Consider the following 18,829-nt stretch of genomic DNA (forward strand, 5'->3'; position numbering starts at 1 on the left):
CGAAGGACTCCGAGGAGCGGCACGCATGACTCTCCGCCTGAAGGCGATCACCCGCGACGAACACCTCACGTTCGTCCGCTCGCGGCCCTCGGCCAGCCATATGCAGGTGCCGTCCTGGGGGGACGTGAAGCCGGACTGGCGTGCGGAGAGCCTCGGCTGGTTCGACACGGACGGGCGCCTCCAGGGTGCCGGTCTCGTCCTGTTGCGGCCGCTGCCGAGGCTCAAGCGGTATCTCGCGTATCTGCCCGAGGGTCCCGTCATCGACTGGCACGCCCCGGACCTCGCCGAACGCTGGCTCCGGCCGATGGTCGCGCATCTGAAGTCGCGCGGCGCGTTCACCGTGAAGATGGGCCCGCCCGTGGTCGCGCGCCGCTGGAGCGCGGACACGGTCAAGACGGCCATCGCCGATCCGGCGGCGCGGCGCCTCGGCGAGGTGACGGCGACCTCGAACGAACCGGGCGCCGCCGAGATCGCCGAGCGGCTGCGGGCGATGGGCTGGCAGCGGACCGAGCCGGGCGGCGAGGACGGCTTCGCGGCGGGGCAGCCGCGCTACGTCTTCCAGGTCCCCTTCGCCGGACGCTCCCTGGAGGAGATCCACAAGGGCCTCAACCAGCAGTGGCGGCGCAACATCAAGAAGGCCGAGAAGGCCGGCGTCGAGGTGGTCAGGGGCGGCTACGACGATCTGCCCGCGTTCTACGAGCTGTACGCGGAGACGGCGGAACGCGACCGTTTCATCCCGCGCCCGCTGCCCTACTTCCAGCGGATGTGGACCTCGCTGACCGCCGAGCACCCCGACCGCATGCGGCTCTACCTCGCCCGTCACGAGGGGGACGTCCTCGCCGCGGCCACCATGCTGACCGTCGGCACCCACGTCTGGTACTCCTACGGCGCCTCCACCGGCCGCAAGCGCGAGGTCCAGCCGAACAACGCCATCCAGTGGCGCATGATGACCGACGCCCACGCGCTGGGCGCCGCGGTCTACGACTTCCGCGGGATCACCGACACCCTGGACGAGAGCGACCACCTCGTCGGCCTCCTGCGCTTCAAGGCGGGCGCGGGCGGCGAGGCCGCGGAGTACCTCGGCGAGTGGGACCTTCCCATCAACCGGCTCCTGCACAAGGCGCTCGACGTCTACATGGCCCGCCGCTGACCCGGAAAGGACCCAGCGGGGTCTCAGCATCCAGGACAGCTACATGAGCGGTTCACACTCCTGACGAAGTCTCTTACCCTGGACTCGGCAGTACATCGTGCTGCACACCCGACTGAGCCAGCCCCCAGGACCGCCCGTGAGCATCCCCAGCGCCACCACCACCTCGTCGTCGCCCTCGGCGGGGACGGGCCACGTTCCCGTGCCCGCGGGCGGCGCGCCCGGCCGGCTCGGGCCCGTCGGGCTGGTGCTGGCCGGGGGGATCTCGGTCCAGTTCGGCGGAGCGCTCGCGGTGACCCTCATGCCGCGGGCCGGCGCGCTCGGCGTGGTGACCCTGCGCCTGCTCGCGGCCGCGGTGATCCTGCTGGTGGTCTGCCGCCCCCGGCTGCGCGGACACTCGCGCGCCGACTGGGGGACGGTCGCCGTCTTCGGCATCGCCATGGGCGCGATGAACGGCCTCTTCTACGAGTCGGCCGCCCGCATCCCCCTCGGCGCCGCCGTCACCCTTGAGGTGCTCGGCCCCCTCACCCTCTCGGTGCTGGCCTCCCGCCGCGCGGTGAACGCTGTCTGGGCGGGCCTGGCCCTGTGCGGGGTCTTCCTGCTGGGCGGCGGAGGGTTCGGCGATCTCGACCCGGTGGGCGCGGCCTTCGCGCTCGGGGCGGGCGCCATGTGGGCGGCGTACATCGTCTTCAGCGCCCGTACGGGCCGCCGATTCCCCCAGGCCGACGGTCTGGCGCTGGCCATGGCGGTGGCGGCGCTGCTGTTCCTCCCGCTGGGGATCGTCGCGTCCGGCACCCGGCTGCTGGACCCGGGCACGGTGGCCCTGGGCTCGGCGGTCGCGGTCCTGTCCTCGGTCCTCCCCTACACCCTCGAACTCCTCGCCCTGCGCCGCCTGCCCGCCTCCACCTTCGCGATCCTCATGAGCCTGGAGCCCGCCATCGCGGCGACGGCGGGCTTCCTCATCCTGCACCAGGCCCTGTCCGCCGCTCAGGCGGCGGCGATCGCCCTGGTCATCGGCGCGAGCATGGGAGCGGTGCGGACGCAGGTGGGCCGGGGACGGCCGAAGAAGCCGGCCCCCGACCTGTCCTGAACCGGCGCCCGGCACCTCGGGAGCGATGCGACCTCCGACGGCGGCGGACCGATGGCGGCCGGCCTCCGCGGGCCGGACACCCGTCGGCCACCTGCCGACGGTCCGGCGCTGACCGCCCGCCGCCGTGGCGGGTGCGCGCAGCCGCTATTTCCGGAGCCTGCGGGTCACCGCCCGCAGTTTCCGTCGCACGGCCCCCGACAGGTCCACCGCGTGGATCTCCAGCACCAGCGTCGTCTCCGAGGCCTCCTTGACCGGCCGGACGCCGTAGGGGCGGGCGAGGTGGAACCAGCGGGTGCGGCCCAGCCCCGCGAGGCAGGGGACGGCGGCGACGGGGGAGGCGGACGGACCGGACAGGGGCAGGGTCAGCGTCCAGCGGCCCGGGCGCAGGCCCTTGACCGGGAGTTCCGCCGTGAACCTCCCGGCGGTCCGGGTGAGCGACGCCGGTGCCTCGCGGCGGTCGCCCGTGGCGTTCTCCGCACGCAGGCGCAGGGCCCCGATGTCCCCCGCGCCCTCGCCGGCCAGCGTGCCGGTCACCACCAGCGTGCCCTTGCGCGACCTGTGCCACGACGTCCCGGTCACCTGGCAGGGGGTGTCGTCGCGGGGCACGTCCTGGCCGACGTCCAGGGAGAGGTGACCCTGTCCGGTCAGGTGCGGGGTGACCGCGGTGGGCTCGCCCGTGCCCGTCGTCATGGTCCACCGCGGCGTCCGCCCGGCCTCGGGCCCCTTCAGCCGGACCGTGCGGCTGACACCCTGCGCCCGTACGTCGAGGAAGAGGTTCCATCGGCCGTGGCCCAGAGGGCCGCCTGCCGCCGCCGTGGACAGGGCGATGTCCGCGACGAATCCCGCGTTCGCGTAGCGCTCGTCGTCCGGGAGCCCGGGGACGGCGTGCACCGGCGCGAGGACGCGGATCTCGGGGTGGTTCCCGTCGTGGCAGCGCAGCACCAGCTCGGTGGCCGCGTCCGAGGAGGCGACGTCCTCGATGTAGGCGTGGCCGGTCAGCCGCACCACGCCGTCCCGCGGCGCGCCCGCCGACTCGATCCGGTGGTGCACCGGCAGCCGGCCGGTGACCTCGAAGGCGCTGTCCGGCACCCCCGCCGCCGGGTCGCGGAAGAGCGGATGCGCCCAGTAGACCCGTCCCGCGTCGATGACGTGACCGCGCCCGGCGTCCTTCTTGGCGTCGCGGATGACCGTCATCACCTCCTCGAACCGGTCGGCCCGCAGAAGGTGCAGCAGCAGCCGGTCGCGCGGTTCGAGCTTCTCGACGATCGGGTCGGTGACCCAGCGCTCCACCCAGTCGCGGATCTCCGGGTAGATGCGGTCGCGGATGTCCTCCTCGCTCTCCCGGAGCAGCAGCCACCACAGCGGGCCGCACAGTTCCCACTCGACGTGCCGGCGCATGATCTGGTCGCGTCGCGGCCCCGGCTCCAGACGGCGGGCCACCGTCTCGAAGCACAGCCGGGTACCCCGCATCCGGTGGCTCAGGTTCTGCGCGGTGCGGGTGAGGTTGTTCCCGTTCGCGCGGTCGCGGTGGTAGTAGCAGTCGTAGTCCGAGACCACGGAGACGCCGTCCGCGCCGAGGTAGGCGGCGGCGGTGAACGGCTTGTCCTCGGTGTTGCGGAACGGCGGGAAGCGCAGGTTCAGCCGTTCCAGCAGCGATCGGCGGAAGAGCTTCCAGCAGCCGAGGGTCGAATAGACGGCTGAGGAGAAGATGTCCGTGCGCGGCTGGGAGTTGCCGAAGACCGCGGTGGGCACGGGCCGGCCGCCCACCGAGACCATTTTGCCCAGCACGATGTCGGTGTCGTTCTCGTCGGCCATGGCCACCATGCGGCGCAGCGCGTCGGGGCCCAGGTAGTCGTCGGAGTCGAGGAAGAAGACGAAGTCACCGCGGGCGACGTCGAGCGCGACGTTGCGCGGGACGGCCGCGGTGCCCGAGTTCTCCTGGTGGATGACGCGCAGCGAGGGGCACAGAGCGGCGAGCCGGTCGAGTTCCTTGCCGGTGCCGTCGGTCGATCCGTCGTTCACCGCGATGATCTCGAGTCGGTCCAGGCCGATGGTCTGCTCCATCGCCGAAGTGATGCATTCGGTGAGTTCGGGCATGGCGTTGTAGGCGGGGACGATCACGCTGACTCGGGGTTGGTGCATGGGCTTCCTCGGGAACTCGGCGGCGGTGGTCCGGACGTGCCGTTCCTCCGGCGGCGACGTCGTTCGGTACCCGGACTCCGGCTGCTGCCGGGCTGCTGGGCGGTCGTTTGGAGCTGATATGCGGGAAAAGACTCGGTGCGTTACGTGGGATTAGATGTCTGAGAACGCCCAATGGTTGGGCTCTTCAACCGAGTTGATGGACACGCCGCCACCGGATCCGCTCGTTCCGGAGAAGGAATTAATGCAAGCATGCTTGCTTGTTTTTAGGTCCGCTGCCATGCTCCAGAACGCACCGCGCAGGACCCCGCACCGCACCCGACTGCGCACCGCGTCGCACACTGCCGTGCCCGAGAGGAACTCCACCGTGTCCGATCCGACGCCCGTGTACGACGATCTGCGTGACGAGAGCGAGGAACTCGACCGGCTGGTGGCCGAGTCGAGCCCGCGGCAGTGGGCGCTCCCGACGCCCGCGCCCCGCTGGACCGTCGCCCATCAGATCGCCCACCTCGCCTGGACCGACCACTCCGCCCTGCTGTCCGTCACGGACGCCGGCGCCTTCCACGGCCTCGTCGAGAAGGCCCTCGCGGCACCCGGGACGTTCGTGGACGACGGCGCCGACGACGGAGCACGGCTCCCCTCCGCCGAGCTGCTGGAACGCTGGCGCACGGGGCGCGCCGCTCTGGACCGCGCCCTGCGCGCGGCCGTGCCCGGCACCCGCTTCCCCTGGTACGGCCCGCCCATGTCCGGTGCCTCCATGGCCACCGGCCGGCTCATGGAGACCTGGGCCCATGGCCAGGACATCGCCGACGCCCTGGGTGTGGTCCGTACCCCTACCGACCGGCTCAGGCATGTGGTCCGCATCGGCGTGCGCACCCGGGACTTCGCCTTCGGCGCGCAGGGCCTCGCCGCGCCCGCCGAGGAGTTCCGGGTGGAGATCCTCGCCCCCTCCGGCGCCCTGTGGACCTACGGGCCCGAGGACGCCTCCCAGCGCGTCACCGGTCCCGCGCTCGACTTCTGTCTCCTGGTCACCCAGCGGGCCAACCGCGCCGACGTCGCCGTGAAGGCCGAGGGCCCCGACGCCGACCGCTGGCTCGACATCGCCCAGGCCTTCGCGGGCCCGCCCGGTGACGGACGCCCGCCGAAGGAGGACCAGGAGTGACGCTGCGCATCGGCAACTTCTCCGGCTTCTACGGCGACCGCTTCGACGCCCTGCGCGAGATGCTCACCGGCGGCGAACTGGACGTCCTCACCGGCGACTACCTCGCCGAGCTGACCATGCTGATCCTGGGCCGGGACCGGCTGAAGGACCCCGCCGCCGGATACGCCCGCACCTTCCTGCGGCAGCTGGAGGACTGTCTCGGTCTGGCGCACGAGCGGTCCGTGAAGATCGTGACGAACGCCGGGGGCCTCAACCCGGCGGGGCTCGCGGACGCGGTGCGGGCGCTGGCCGGACGGCTCGGCATCCCGGTGCGCGTGGCCCATGTCGAGGGCGACGACCTCACCCCCTCCTACCCCGGCAGCCTCGCCGCCCACGCCTACCTCGGCGGCTTCGGCATCGCGGAGTGCCTGCTGGCGGGCGCGGACATCGTGGTCACCGGACGGGTCACCGACGCGGCCCTGGTCACCGGGCCCGCCGCCGCCCACTTCGGCTGGCGGCCCACGGACTTCGACCGGCTCGCGGGAGCCGTCGTCGCCGGACACGTGCTGGAGTGCGGCACCCAGGCCACCGGCGGCAACTACTCCTTCTTCGGCGAGGGCGACCTCCGCCGGCCCGGCTTCCCGCTCGCGGAGCTCCACGAGGACGGCACCTGCGTCGTCACCAAGCACCCCGGCACCGGCGGGTTCGTCGACGTCGGGACGGTCACCGCGCAGCTGTTGTACGAGACCGGGGGCGCCCGGTACGCGGGACCCGACGTCACCGCCCGCCTGGACACCGTACGGCTGAGCCAGGACGGGCCGGACCGGGTGCGGATCGAGGGCGTGCGCGGCGAGGCGCCGCCCCCCACCCTCAAGGCCGGGCTCAACAGGCTCGGCGGTTTCCGCAACGAGGTGACCTTCGTCCTGACCGGACTCGACATCGAGGCCAAGGCCGCGCTGGTGCGCGGGCAGATGGGCGACGCGCTCGCCAAGTCGCCGCCCGCACAGGCACGCTGGGAGCTGGTGCGCACCGACCGGCCCGACGCGGACACCGAGGAGACGGCCAGCGCCCTGCTGCGGCTGGTCGTCCGCGACCCCGACCAGGCCACCGTGGGACGCGCGCTCAGCGGTGCCGCCATCGAACTGGCCCTCGCCAGCTACCCCGGCTTCCATGTGGTGGCGCCACCCGGAAAGGGCGCGCCCTATGGGGTCTTCGAGGATGTGTACGTCCCCCAGGACGCCGTCGACCACAGGGCCGTCCTGCCCGACGGGAGCCGCCTGTCGGTGCTCCCGGCCCAGGACACGCTCGTACTGGAGACGCTCGAAGAACCGCCCCTGCCCGAGCCGTTGCCCGCGGGTCCGGTGCGCCGCGCCCCGCTCGGCCTGGTCGCCGGCGCCCGCAGCGGCGACAAGGGCGGCAACGCCAACGTCGGCGTCTGGGTCCGCACCGACGAGGCCTGGCGCTGGCTCGCCCACGAGCTGACGGCCGACCGCTTCCGGGAACTGGTCCCGGAGAGCGGCGGGCTGACCGTGGTCCGCCACCTCCTGCCCCGGCTCCGCGCCCTGAACTTCACCGTCGAGGGGATCCTCGGCGAAGGCGTCGCCTCCCAGGCCCGCTTCGACCCGCAGGCCAAAGCCCTCGGCGAATGGCTCCGCTCCCGTCACCTGGATATCCCGGAGGTCCTCCTATGACGGTCCTTTCGTCCGCCCTGGACGTGGGCGGCCAGGACTACCGGGCGAACCGCGAGGCCATGCTCGCCAAGCTCGCCCGCCTGGACGCCGAGCACGCCAAGGCCCTCGCGGGCGGCGGCGAGAAGTACGTCGAGCGGCACCGGAAGCGCGGCAAGCTGCTGGCCCGTGAGCGCATCGAGCTGCTGCTCGACCCCGACACGCCCTTCCTGGAGCTGTCGCCGCTCGCGGCCTACGGCAGCGACTACACGGTGGGCGCCTCGCTGGTCACCGGTATCGGCGTGGTCGAGGGCGTCGAGTGCCTGATCACCGCCAACGACCCGACCGTGCGCGGCGGCGCCAGCAACCCATGGAGCCTGAAGAAGGCGCTGCGGGCCAACGACATCGCCCTCGCCAACCGGCTGCCCTGCATCAGCCTGGTCGAGTCCGGGGGCGCCGATCTGCCCTCCCAGAAGGAGATCTTCATCCCCGGGGGCGCGATCTTCCGGGACCTGACCCGGCTGTCGGCGGCCGGCATCCCCACGGTGGCCGTGGTCTTCGGCAACTCGACCGCCGGAGGCGCGTACGTCCCCGGCATGTCCGACCACGTGATCATGGTCAAGGAGAAGGCGAAGGTCTTCCTCGGCGGGCCGCCGCTGGTGAAGATGGCCACGGGCGAGGAGAGCGACGACGAGTCCCTGGGCGGCGCGGAGATGCACGCGCGCGTGTCGGGTCTCGCGGACTACTTCGCCGTCGACGAGCGGGACGCGCTGCGCCAGGCCCGCCGGGTCGTCGCCCGGCTCAACCACCGCAAGGCGTACGGCGATCCGGCCCCGGCCGAGCCCCCCAAGTACGACGAGGACGAGCTCCTGGGCATCGTCCCCGGCGATCTGAAGCACCCCTTCGACCCGCGCGAGGTGATCGCCCGGCTCGTCGACGGCTCGGACTTCGACGAGTTCAAGCCGCTGTACGGGACGAGCCTGACCACCGGCTGGGCGAGCCTGCACGGCTACCCGGTCGGCATCCTCGCCAACGCCCAGGGCGTGCTGTTCAGCGCCGAGTCGCAGAAGGCCGCCCAGTTCATCCAGCTGGCCAACCAGCGCGACATCCCGCTGCTCTTCCTGCACAACACCACCGGCTACATGGTCGGCAAGGAGTACGAGCAGGGCGGCATCATCAAGCACGGCGCGATGATGATCAACGCGGTGAGCAACTCGCGGGTCCCGCATCTGTCGGTGCTCATGGGCGCCTCCTACGGAGCCGGGCACTACGGCATGTGCGGCCGCGCCTACGACCCGCGGTTCCTGTTCGCCTGGCCCAGCGCCAAATCGGCCGTGATGGGACCGCAGCAGCTCGCGGGCGTCCTGTCGATCGTCGCCCGGCAGTCGGCCGCCGCGAAGGGCCACCCCTACGACGACGACGCCGACGCGGCGCTGCGCGCCATGGTGGAGCAGCAGATCGAGTCCGAGTCGCTGCCGATGTTCCTGTCAGGGCGGCTGTACGACGACGGGGTCATCGACCCGCGCGACACCCGTACCGTCCTCGGCCTGTGCCTGTCCGCGATCCACACGGCGCCCTTCGAGGGCGCGCGCGGTGGCTTCGGCGTCTTCCGGATGTGAGGGATCTCGTGATTTCGAGTCTGCTGGTCGCCAACCGGGGCGAGATCGCCTGCCGGGTCTTCCGCACCTGCCGCGCGGCCGGGGTGCGCACCGTCGCCGTGTATTCGGACGCCGACGCGAACGCGCTGCACACGCGTGAGGCGGACGCGGCGGTGCGGCTGCCGGGGTCGACGCCCGCCGAGACCTATCTGCGGGGCGATCTGATCGTGCGGGCCGCGCTGGAGGCGGGCGCGGACGCCGTGCACCCGGGGTACGGGTTCCTGTCGGAGAACGCGGACTTCGCGCGGGCGGTGATCGACGCGGGTCTGGTGTGGGTCGGGCCGTCCCCCGAGGCGATCGAGGCGATGGCGTCCAAGACCCGGGCCAAGAAGCTGATGGGGCTCGCCCCCCTGGAACGGGTCACGGCCGAGGACCTCCCGGTGCTGGTCAAGGCCGCCGCGGGCGGTGGCGGCCGCGGGATGCGGATCGTCCGCGAACTGGCCGACCTGGAAGCCGAGACGGAGGGGGCCCGGGCGGAGGCGCTGAGCGCCTTCGGAGACGGCGAGGTGTTCGTCGAGCCCTATGTGGAGGGCGGCCGCCACGTCGAGGTGCAGATCCTGGCCGACGCGCACGGCACGGTCTGGCCGCTGGGCACCCGGGACTGTTCCCTCCAGCGCCGCCACCAGAAGGTGATCGAGGAGGCGCCCGCCCCCGGACTCGGGGACGAACTCACGCGCACGCTGTACGAGTTGTCGGTGCGCGCCGCCCGCGCGGTGGACTACGTCGGCGCGGGCACGGTCGAGTTCCTGGTCGCCGGCACCACCGCGCACTTCCTGGAGATGAACACCCGGCTCCAGGTCGAACACCCGGTGACGGAGGCGGTGTTCGGGGTCGACCTGGTGGCGCTTCAGCTGCGGGTCGCGGAGGGGGAGCGGCTGGAGAGCGAGCCCCCGCCCGCGCGCGGTCACGCGGTGGAGGCCCGGCTGTACGCGGAGGACCCGGCGGGCGCGTGGGCGCCGCAGACCGGCACCCTGTACCGGATCGCCGTCCCGGACGGCGTCCGGCTGGACACCGGGTTCGCCGACGGCGACGCGGTCGGCATCCACTACGACCCGATGCTCGCGAAGGTCGTCGCGCACGGCGCCACCCGCGCGGAGGCGGTGCGGAGACTGGCCGGTGCCCTGGAGCGGGCCACCGTCCACGGCCCGGTCACCAACCGGGATCTGCTCGTACGGTCGCTGCGCCACGAGGAGTTCACCGAGGCCCGCATGGACACGGGCTTCTACGACCGTCACCTCGCGGCGCTGACCGAGCCCGCCCCGGACCCGTACGCCCCGCTGGCCGCCGCCCTGGCCGACGCGCACGGGCGCTCGCGGTTCGGCGGCTGGCGGAACCTGGCCTCGCAGCCGCAGACCAAGCGCTACCGCATGCACGGCACCGAGCACGAGGCCCGCTACCGGCACACCCGGGAGGGGTTCGCGGCCGACGGGGTGCGCGTGCTGCACACCGACGCGGGCCGTGTCGTCCTCGAAGTCGCGGGCGTACGGCGGACGTTCGAGGTCGCGCGGTACGAAGGCGGCCGGATCTTCGTGAACGCGACCGCGCTGACCGAGCTGTCCCGCTTCCCCGACCCGTCCGCGGACCGTGCCCCGGGCTCGCTGCTCGCGCCGATGCCCGGCACCGTGGTCCGGGTGGCCGAGGGACTGGCCGAGGGCGCCGCCGTGCGGGCCGGTGAGCCGCTGCTGTGGCTGGAGGCGATGAAGATGGAGCACAGGATCTCGGCGCCGACGGCGGGGACGCTCACCGCTCTGCACGCCGTCGTCGGACAGCAGGTGGAGGTGGGCGCGCTGCTGGCCGTCGTCACGGAGGAGACGGCGCCCGGCGGGGCACCGGAGACCGACGCCGGATGAGCCGGCGCCCCGCTCCGGGGCGCCGGGCCGCACCACCGCGCGAGGGGTCCGCCGGGCGGGCCCGACCGCTATGCACAGGCCGCATTTTCCGTACTCTCCTTACCGAGGAGCCCTCATGAGCCCTGTCACAGAGACCGACGAACACAAGGCGCTCCGCTCCGCGGTCGCCGCGCTCGGCAAGCGCTACGGCCGGGCGTACCTCACCAAGGCCGTCGCCGAGGGCGGTCACCCCGACGAGCTGTGGGCCGAGGCGGGCAAGCTCGGCTATCTCGGCGTCAACCTCCCGGAGGAGTACGGCGGCGGAGGCGGCGGCATCGCCGAACTGTCCATCGTGCTTGAGGAGTTGGGTGCGGCCGGCTGTCCGCTGCTGATGCTCGTCGTCTCGCCCGCCATCTGCGGCACGGTCATCGCCCGCTTCGGCACCGAGGAGCAGAAGCGCACCTGGCTGCCGGGCCTGTCGGACGGCACCCGCACGATGGCGTTCGGCATCACCGAGCCCGACGCCGGCTCCAACTCGCACCGCATCACCACCACGGCCCGCCGTGACGGCACCGACTGGGTCCTGACCGGCCGCAAGGTGTTCATCTCCGGCGTCGACATCGCCGACGCGACGCTGATCGTGGGCCGTACCGAGGACGCGCGCACCGGCAGCCTCAAGCCCTGCCTGTTCATCGTCCCGCGCGACGCCGAGGGCTTCGGGCGGCGGCAGATCGACATGGAACTGGCCAGCGCGGAGAAGCAGTTCGAGCTCACCCTGGACGAGGTGCGGCTGCCGGCCGACGCCCTGGTCGGTGACGAGGACGCCGGGCTGCTCCAGTTGTTCGCCGGGCTCAACCCGGAGCGGGTGATGACGGCCGCGTTCGCGATCGGCATGGGCCGCTTCGCGCTCGCCAGGGCCGTCGAGTACGCCCGCGAGCGCACCGTCTGGAAGGCGCCGATCGGCGCCCACCAGGCCATCGCCCACCCGCTCGCGCAGGCCCACATCGAGCTCGAACTGGCCCGGCTGATGATGCAGAAGGCCGCGTACCTGTACGACGCGGGCGACGACATCGGGGCGGGCGAGGCCGCCAACATGGCCAAGTACGCGGCCGGGGAGGCCTGTGTACGGGCTGTCGACCAGGCGGTGCACACCCTCGGGGGCAACGGCCTGACCCGGGAGTTCGGCCTCGCCTCCCTGATCACGGCGGCGCGCGTGTCCCGTATCGCACCGGTCAGCAGGGAGATGATTCTCAACTACGTCTCCCACCAGACCCTGGGCCTGCCCAAGTCGTACTGAGCGCTCTAGGAGGAACCGTGTTCCGCAGCGAGTACGCCGATGTACCGGCCGTCGAGGAACCCATCCACGAGGCCGTCCTGGGCCATGCCGCCGAACGCGGCGAGACGCCTGCGCTCGTCGACGGCGTCGACGGCACCACCCTCACCTATGCACAGGTCGACCAGTACCACCGGCGGCTGGCCGCCGCGTTCGCCGAGTCGGGACTGCGCAAGGGCGACGTGCTCGCCCTGCACAGCCCCAACACCATCGCGTTCCCCGTGGTGTTCTACGGCGCCACCCGGGCGGGGGCCTCGGTCACGACCGTGCACCCGCTCGCCACGGCGGAGGAGTTCGCCAAGCAGCTGGGGGACTCCTCGGCCCGCTGGATCGTGACCGTCTCCCCCCTGCTGGAGACGGCCCGCCGGGCCGCCGAACTCGCGGGCGGCGTACGGGAGATCTTCGTCTGTGACCAGGCGGAGGGTCACCGGTCCATGCTCGACCTGCTGGGCAGCACCGCGCCCGAACCGGAGGTGGACATCGACCCCGTCGAGGACGTGGCGGCGCTCCCGTACTCCTCGGGCACCACGGGCGTCCCCAAGGGCGTGATGCTCACCCACCGCTCCATAGCCACCAACCTCGCCCAGCTCTCTCCGGCCATGCCGATGGGCACGGAGGACCGGATCCTCGCCGTGCTGCCGTTCTTCCACATCTACGGGCTCACCGCCCTGATGAACGCGCCGCTGCGGCAGGGCGCCACCGTGGTCGTGCTGCCCCGCTTCGACCTCGACACCTTCCTCGCCGCCATCCAGGAACACCGCATCACGGGTCTGTACGTGGCACCGCCGATCGTCCTGGCGCTGGCCAAGCACCCCGCCGTCGCGGAGTACGACCTGTCGTCCCTGAAGTACATCCTCTGCTCGGCCGCGCCCCTGGACGCCGCGCTCGCGGCCGCCTGCTCGGCCCGGCTGGGGCTGCCGCCGGTGGGCCAGGCCTACGGAATGACCGAACTGTCGCCCGGCACGCACGTGGTCCCGCTGGACGCCGAGAACCCGCCGCCGGGGACGGTCGGCAAGCTCGTCGCGGGCACCGAGATGCGCATCGTCTCGCTCGACGACCCGGACAAGGACGTCGGTGTCGGCGAACCCGGCGAGATCGTCGTCCGCGGACCCCAGGTCATGAAGGGCTATCTCGGCCGCCCCGACGCGACCGCCGCGATGATCGACCCGGACGGCTGGCTGCACACCGGGGACGTGGGCCATGTCGACGCCGACGGCTGGCTGTTCGTCGTGGACCGGGTCAAGGAGCTCATCAAGTACAAGGGCTTCCAGGTCGCCCCCGCCGAGCTGGAGGCACTGCTGCTCACCCACCCAGGCATCGCCGACGCCGCCGTCATCGGCGCCTACAACGAGGACAACAACGAGGTCCCGCACGCCTTCGTGGTGCGCCAGCCCGCCGCCGCGGACCTGACGCGCAACGAGGTCATGCTGTACGTCGCCGAGCGCGTCGCCCCGTACAAGCGGGTCCGTCTGGTCACCTTCATCGACACCGTCCCGCGGGCCGTCTCCGGGAAGATCCTGCGCCGCGAACTGCGAGGCCTGTCATGACCGTCGTCCGCACCGAACACGAGCGGGGCGTCACCACGCTCACCCTGGACTCGCCCGCCACCCGCAACGCCCTGTCGGCCGCCCTGGTCGGCGAGCTCTCCGACGCCCTCACCCGCTGCGGAAAGGACGCCGACGTCCGCGCCGTCGTCCTGACCCACACCGGGAACACCTTCTGCGCGGGCGCCGACCTGCGCGACCCCCCGCCGCCGGAGGCCTTCGTCGGCCTGCTGCGCCGGATCGTCGAGCTGGGCAGGCCCGTCGTGGCCCGGGTGGAGGGACACGTCAGGGCGGGCGGCCTCGGGCTGCTCGGAGCCTGCGACATCGCGGTGGCGGGCCCGGCGGCGAGCTTCGCCTTCACCGAGGTGCGGATCGGGGTCGCCCCCGCCGTCATCTCGCTGCCGCTGCTGCCCCGCGCCGACCCGCGCGGACTCGCCCGGTACTACCTCACCGGCGAACGCTTCGACGCCGCCGAGGCCGTGCGCACCGGGCTCCTCACGGCCGCGGGCGACGACGTGGACGCCGTCCTCGCGCCCGTGCTCGACGGGCTGCGCCGGTCGGCCCCCGAAGCCCTCGCCGAGACGAAGGCGCTGCTCACGGCTAAGGTGCTGGAGACCTTCGACCGCGACGCGGCGGACCTGACCGCGCTCTCGGCCCGGCTGTTCTCCTCCCCGCAGGCCCGCGAGGGGATGACGGCCTTCCTCGAACGACGGGATCCCGCATGGGTGGTGTGAGCGCGACGGAACACGCGGCACGTACTCCGCACGTCCCCAAACAGGACCGCAGCCGGGCCACCCGGCAGCGGCTCCTGGCCGCCGCCGTGGCCTGCCTCGCCGAACACGGCTGGGCGGGCTCCACGGTCTCCGTCGTCGCCGAGCGCGCCGGGGTGTCCCGGGGCGCCGCCCAGCACCATTTCCCGACCCGCGAGGACCTCTTCACGGCGGCCGTCGAGTACGTCGCCGAGGAGCGCTCCAACGCCCTGCGGGACCTGTTCCCCGACGGCCCCGCCGACCGGCGTGCCGTCGTCGCCGCCCTCGTCACCCTCTACACCGGACCGCTGTTCCGCGCCGCCCTGCATCTGTGGGTCGCGGCCTCGAACGAGGACCAGCTCAGGGCCCGGGTCACCGAGCTCGAAGGCCGTGTGGGGCGCGAGAGCCACCGGATCGCGGTGGACCTCCTGGGCGCGGACGAATCCAGGCCTGGGGTGCGCGAGACGGTGCAGGGGCTGCTCGACATGGCTCGCGGCCTCGGCCTCGCGAACCTGCTCACCGACGACACCGCCCGCCGCGAGCGGGTCGTGGCGCAGTGGGGCACGATCGTGGAGGAAGCGCTCGGCTGAGCCGCCGGCCGGCCCCTGAGCCGTGCGGCCCGAGCCGTGCGGCCCGAGCCGTACGGTCCGCCGCTCAGGGGCTGAGCCGCTCGATCCGCCAGCTGCCGTCGGGCTCGGCCGCGTAGCGCAGCCGGTCGTGCAGGCGGTTCTCGCGGCCCTGCCAGAACTCGACCGACTGCGGGGCGATCCGGAAACCGCCCCAGTGCGGCGGCACCGGCACCCGCTCACCCTCCGGGTAGCGGGCGCTCAGCTCCGCGTACATGGAGTCCAGCTCGTCGCGTCCGGAGATGACCTGGGACTGCGAGCTCGCCCAGGCGCCCAGCTGGGAGCCGTGCGGGCGGGTGCGGAAGTACGCGGCGGTCTCGTCCCGTCCGGTGCGCCGCGCGGTCCCGGTGACGATGACCTGCCGGGCCATCGGGTGCCAGGGGAAGAGCAGCGAGATGTACGGGTTGCGGGCCAGTTCGAGGGCCTTGCGCGAGTCGTAGTTGGTGTAGAAGACGAAGCCCTGGTCGTCGTACTGCTTGAGCAGCACGGTGCGTGAGCTGGGGCGGCCCTCGGCGTCGGCCGTGGAGACGATCATCGCGTTCGGCTCGTGCACGAAGCCGTGCAGCGCGGCCTGCGCCGCCTGCTTGAACCAGCGGGAGAACTGCTCCATGGGGTGCGCGGCGACATCGCCCTCGTCGAGACCCTCGGCGCGGTAGTGCGCGCGCATGGAGGCGGGGTCGGCGGCGATCTTCTCGTGCGAGGCCTCGGCGGCCTCGGCCGCGGCCTGGATGAGGGGCTCGGTCGTGGATTCGTCCGGGAAACGATCGTTCACGCCGTCATCCTGCCCCATCCGGGCCCGCCCGTGCGGCCGGTGGGCGGCGGGTGTGCTTCGTCACGCGGTGGCACTCAGTGCCGCGTACTCTCCCTAAAGATGGCACTCGGGGATATCGTGCTGATGCCGTTCCGGTTGGAGGACCGGCCGTACGGGGCATCACCGGGGTGACCGCTTTCGGACCGCGAGTCGGCGCAGACCGGCCGGGGAACATCCGGAAGTCTTCGCGGACGACCGTGGAACCGGCCGGCGAAGCACCTCACCGTCGACCGCACCCCTACAGGGGCGCAGCGTCACCTCAACCCCGACAACACCATCCGTCGCACACATCACGAGGAGCCGCCTGATGTCCGACTTCGTACCCGGACTCGAAGGAGTCGTCGCGTTCGAGACGGAGATCGCCGAACCCGATAAGGAGGGCGGCGCTCTTCGGTACCGGGGCGTCGACATCGAGGACCTCGTCGGCCATGTCTCCTTCGGCAACGTGTGGGGACTCCTCGTCGACGGCGCCTTCAACCCCGGTCTGCCGCCCGCCGAGCCGTTCCCGATCCCCGTCCACTCCGGCGACATCCGCGTCGACGTGCAGTCCGCGCTCGCCATGCTCGCGCCCGTCTGGGGCCTCAAACCCCTCCTCGACATCGACGCCGAGCAGGCCCGCCAGGACCTCGCCCGCGCCGCCGTCATGGCCCTGTCGTACGTCGCCCAGTCCGCCCGCGGCCAGGGCCTGCCGATGGTCCCGCAGAACGAGATCGACAAGGCGCACTCCGTCGTCGAACGCTTCATGATCCGCTGGCGCGGCGAGCCGGACCCCAAGCACGTCGCGGCCGTCGACGCCTACTGGACCTCGGCCGCCGAGCACGGCATGAACGCCTCCACCTTCACCGCGCGCGTGATCGCCTCGACCGGCGCGGACGTCGCCGCCGCCCTCTCCGGGGCCGTGGGCGCCATGTCGGGCCCCCTGCACGGCGGCGCCCCCTCCCGTGTCCTCGGCATGATCGAGGAGATCGAGCGCACCGGTGACGCCGACGCCTACGTCCGCCGGGCCCTCGACAAGGGCGAGCGCCTGATGGGCTTCGGTCACCGCGTCTACCGCGCCGAGGACCCGCGCGCGCGGGTGCTGCGCCGCACCGCGCGCGAGCTGGGCGCCCCGCGCTTCGAGATCGCCGAGGCACTGGAGAAGGCCGCCCTCGCCGAGCTCCACGCCCGCCGCCCGGACCGTGTCCTCGCGACGAACGTCGAGTTCTGGGCGGCCATCGTCCTGGACTTCGCCGAGGTCCCGGCCCACATGTTCACGTCCATGTTCACCTGCGCCCGTACCGCCGGCTGGTCGGCGCACATCCTGGAGCAGAAGCGCACCGGCCGCCTGGTGCGCCCCTCGGCGCTCTACATGGGCCCCGGCTCGCGCGGCCCCCAGGAGGTCGAGGGATACGCGGACATCGCGCACTGACCGCGTGCGCCGGCCCGTGCCCGCCGCCGGTCGTCACGCCGGAGCGAGCAGCTCCGCGTGATGGCGGGCGGCGACGAGCGGGTGCGCCCGCAGCTTGCCCTTGAGCTCGTTGAGCCCGTACTCGGCGAACAGCGGGTTCGAGGGGTCGTCGGTGACGCCGGGCGCGCCGGAGGCGTGCGGGAAGGGCAGCGGCTCGATCCGGGCGTCGAGGCGCGGGTTGTAGAAGAACGGCACCGAGAACCGCTCGGTGGCCCCCGCCGGGCTCACCACCCGGTGGTTGGTCGCCAGCAGGTACCCGTTCGTGGCGACCTCAAGGAGCTCGCCCAGATTGACCACGAAGGCGCCGGGCAGCGGCGGCACGTCGTGGAAGAGGCCGTCCTCGCGCTGCACCTGGAGCCCGCCGACGCGGTCCTGGAGCAACAGCGTCAGGAATCCGTAGTCCTTGTGCGCGCCCACGCCCTGGCCGGCCCCGTCGCCGGAGCTCCCGGGATAGCGCACCAGCTTCAGATGCGGATGCGCCCGCTCCCCGAAGACCGGGTCGTAGAACCCGGCCGGAGCCCCGATGGCGGTCAGCAGCTCGCGCAGCAGCCGGGCCGCGACCGCGCTCAGCCGCTCCATCCAGGTCAGCGCGGCCGTCCGCAGCTCCGGCAGCGCGGCCGGCCACTGGTTCGGGCCCTGGAGCCACCAGTAGGCGGGCTCACCGGGGCGAGGGGGCCGCGCGGGCCGCTCGGCGCCTATGTCGAGCTGGTCCCGCCAGTCCCGGCTGCCGCCGGTGCGCTCATCACCCGTTCGGGTGTATCCGCGGAAGTGCGGTGAGCCGACGTTGTCGAGGGCCAGCCGGTCGGCCTCGGGGAGCGCGAAGAACCGGTGCATGGCCCGCAGCAGCGCGCCGGTCTCGGCCTCGGTCACGCCGTGCCCGACGAGCTGGAAGAAGCCCACGTCGTGGGCCGCGCTGTGGAGCTGCGCGTGCAGCAGCGCCCGTGCCTGGGGGCCGCGGCCGGCCGCCGAGAGGTCGATGATCGGAAGCTGCTGGTACGAGGGGAACCGCCCGGTCGGGGCAGGCGTGGAAGACGTGTTCGTCGTCATGAGATGCGTCCGCGGGGTGTACGGGTACCCGGGCGGCCGCCAGGGGTGGGGCGGGGGCCACGGGTGCCGGGGGAGGGAGAGAAGGCTGTGCGCGAAGGGGGCCCGTCAGGCAGAGCGCCGACAGCCCATGCTCGTGACGCGCACGTAGTCCACGTGGCGGCGTCGGACGAGCATCGGAGGCATGGCCACAGCGTACTGCGGTCCGCGCGGTGTGCCTGTGGCCCAGGTCACTGAAGGGGGTCCGGGCGTGGAAGCGGGCCGAGAACGCGAACGACCCGTGAGCTCGGGTCCCTCCGCCTCGCGGCGACGGGGCCGGCCGGACGTACCGGCGAGCTCACGGGTCGGGTGACTGCGTTGGATTGGGCCGGCTGCATGCGCTGCGCGCATGCCGGTCCGGCGCCGAACCGAGTCCGACAACGGGCCGTCAGCCCGCAGCCACCTCGTACGTCCGGGTTTCCGTCATGAGCCGAACCACCTCCTCTCCTACGTGTGGAGAACTCTAGGAACCCGTCCCGCAGGGCTCAAGCGATTTATTCGCGGCGTTCGCGTCGTTCTCGGCACGTGGGGATTTCCCTCATCTTCGAGGAACGAGGTGTGGGCT

14 protein-coding genes are annotated in these 18,829 nt (G+C 72.7%); 11 read left to right on the forward strand and 3 right to left on the reverse strand.

Features of this window, described 5'->3' with window-relative positions; all coding sequences use genetic code 11:
* Nucleotides 1–25 precede the first annotated feature (25 nt).
* Both ACZ4AA_RS12040 and ACZ4AA_RS12045 read left to right on the forward strand, forming a co-directional pair.
* Nucleotides 26–1,150 (forward strand): lipid II:glycine glycyltransferase FemX, encoded by a 1,125-nt coding sequence (locus tag ACZ4AA_RS12040; RefSeq protein ID WP_467599524.1) that lies wholly within the window; start codon nucleotides 26–28, stop codon nucleotides 1,148–1,150.
* Nucleotides 1,151–1,286: 136 nt separating this feature from the next.
* The gene (locus ACZ4AA_RS12045) at nucleotides 1,287–2,237 is read left to right on the forward strand and encodes an EamA family transporter (RefSeq protein WP_467599527.1); all 951 of its coding nucleotides are present in this window, start codon (nucleotides 1,287–1,289) and stop codon (nucleotides 2,235–2,237) included.
* Nucleotides 2,238–2,381: 144 nt separating this feature from the next.
* On the opposite strand, the gene ACZ4AA_RS12050 is transcribed toward ACZ4AA_RS12045, so the two are convergent.
* Nucleotides 2,382–4,379, reverse strand: coding sequence for a glycosyltransferase (locus ACZ4AA_RS12050; RefSeq protein WP_467599530.1), 1,998 nt, complete (start codon nucleotides 4,377–4,379; stop codon nucleotides 2,382–2,384).
* Nucleotides 4,380–4,743: 364 nt separating this feature from the next.
* On the opposite strand from ACZ4AA_RS12050, the gene ACZ4AA_RS12055 reads away from it, so the two are divergent.
* The 8 genes from ACZ4AA_RS12055 (at nucleotide 4,744) to ACZ4AA_RS12090 (ending at nucleotide 14,887) form a co-directional block, all read left to right on the forward strand.
* Nucleotides 4,744–5,538 (forward strand): TIGR03084 family metal-binding protein, encoded by a 795-nt coding sequence (locus ACZ4AA_RS12055; protein WP_467600331.1) that lies wholly within the window; start codon nucleotides 4,744–4,746, stop codon nucleotides 5,536–5,538.
* Nucleotides 5,535–7,208, forward strand: a complete 1,674-nt coding sequence (locus ACZ4AA_RS12060; RefSeq protein ID WP_467599533.1) for an acyclic terpene utilization AtuA family protein — start codon at nucleotides 5,535–5,537, stop codon at nucleotides 7,206–7,208. The genes ACZ4AA_RS12055 and ACZ4AA_RS12060 overlap by 4 nt, the downstream gene beginning before the upstream one ends.
* A complete protein-coding gene (locus ACZ4AA_RS12065) occupies nucleotides 7,205–8,803 on the forward strand; it encodes an acyl-CoA carboxylase subunit beta (RefSeq protein ID WP_467599536.1) in 1,599 nt (532 codons plus the stop codon). The genes ACZ4AA_RS12060 and ACZ4AA_RS12065 overlap by 4 nt, the downstream gene beginning before the upstream one ends.
* Before the next feature lie 8 nt (nucleotides 8,804–8,811).
* A complete protein-coding gene (locus tag ACZ4AA_RS12070; protein WP_467599539.1) occupies nucleotides 8,812–10,692 on the forward strand; it encodes an acetyl/propionyl/methylcrotonyl-CoA carboxylase subunit alpha in 1,881 nt (626 codons plus the stop codon).
* Between the two features lie 115 nt (nucleotides 10,693–10,807).
* Nucleotides 10,808–11,968, forward strand: a complete 1,161-nt coding sequence (locus ACZ4AA_RS12075; protein ID WP_467599542.1) for an acyl-CoA dehydrogenase family protein — start codon at nucleotides 10,808–10,810, stop codon at nucleotides 11,966–11,968.
* Between the two features lie 17 nt (nucleotides 11,969–11,985).
* Complete coding sequence (locus ACZ4AA_RS12080) at nucleotides 11,986–13,551, forward strand: 4-coumarate--CoA ligase family protein (protein WP_467599544.1); 1,566 nt, start codon at nucleotides 11,986–11,988, stop codon at nucleotides 13,549–13,551.
* Entirely contained in the window at nucleotides 13,548–14,282 is a 735-nt protein-coding gene (locus ACZ4AA_RS12085; RefSeq protein ID WP_467599547.1) for an enoyl-CoA hydratase family protein, read from the forward strand. The genes ACZ4AA_RS12080 and ACZ4AA_RS12085 overlap by 4 nt, the downstream gene beginning before the upstream one ends.
* A complete protein-coding gene (locus ACZ4AA_RS12090) occupies nucleotides 14,270–14,887 on the forward strand; it encodes a TetR/AcrR family transcriptional regulator (RefSeq protein WP_467599550.1) in 618 nt (205 codons plus the stop codon). Before ACZ4AA_RS12085 ends, ACZ4AA_RS12090 begins: the two co-directional genes overlap by 13 nt.
* Before the next feature lie 64 nt (nucleotides 14,888–14,951).
* Here the strand turns inward: ACZ4AA_RS12090 and pdxH are convergent, their stop codons facing one another.
* On the reverse strand, nucleotides 14,952–15,590 hold the full coding sequence (pdxH, locus tag ACZ4AA_RS12095) for a pyridoxamine 5'-phosphate oxidase (protein WP_467600334.1): 639 nt from the start codon (nucleotides 15,588–15,590) through the stop codon (nucleotides 14,952–14,954).
* Nucleotides 15,591–16,041: 451 nt separating this feature from the next.
* On the opposite strand from pdxH, the gene ACZ4AA_RS12100 reads away from it, so the two are divergent.
* Nucleotides 16,042–17,142, forward strand: coding sequence for a citrate synthase 2 (locus tag ACZ4AA_RS12100; protein WP_467599553.1), 1,101 nt, complete (start codon nucleotides 16,042–16,044; stop codon nucleotides 17,140–17,142).
* Nucleotides 17,143–17,175: 33 nt separating this feature from the next.
* Here ACZ4AA_RS12100 and ACZ4AA_RS12105 read toward each other — a convergent pair whose 3' ends face one another.
* On the reverse strand, nucleotides 17,176–18,228 hold the full coding sequence (locus ACZ4AA_RS12105; RefSeq protein WP_467599556.1) for an isopenicillin N synthase family dioxygenase: 1,053 nt from the start codon (nucleotides 18,226–18,228) through the stop codon (nucleotides 17,176–17,178).
* Nucleotides 18,229–18,829 lie beyond the last annotated feature (601 nt).

Source organism: Streptomyces sp. NPDC024698, from assembly GCF_055559015.1.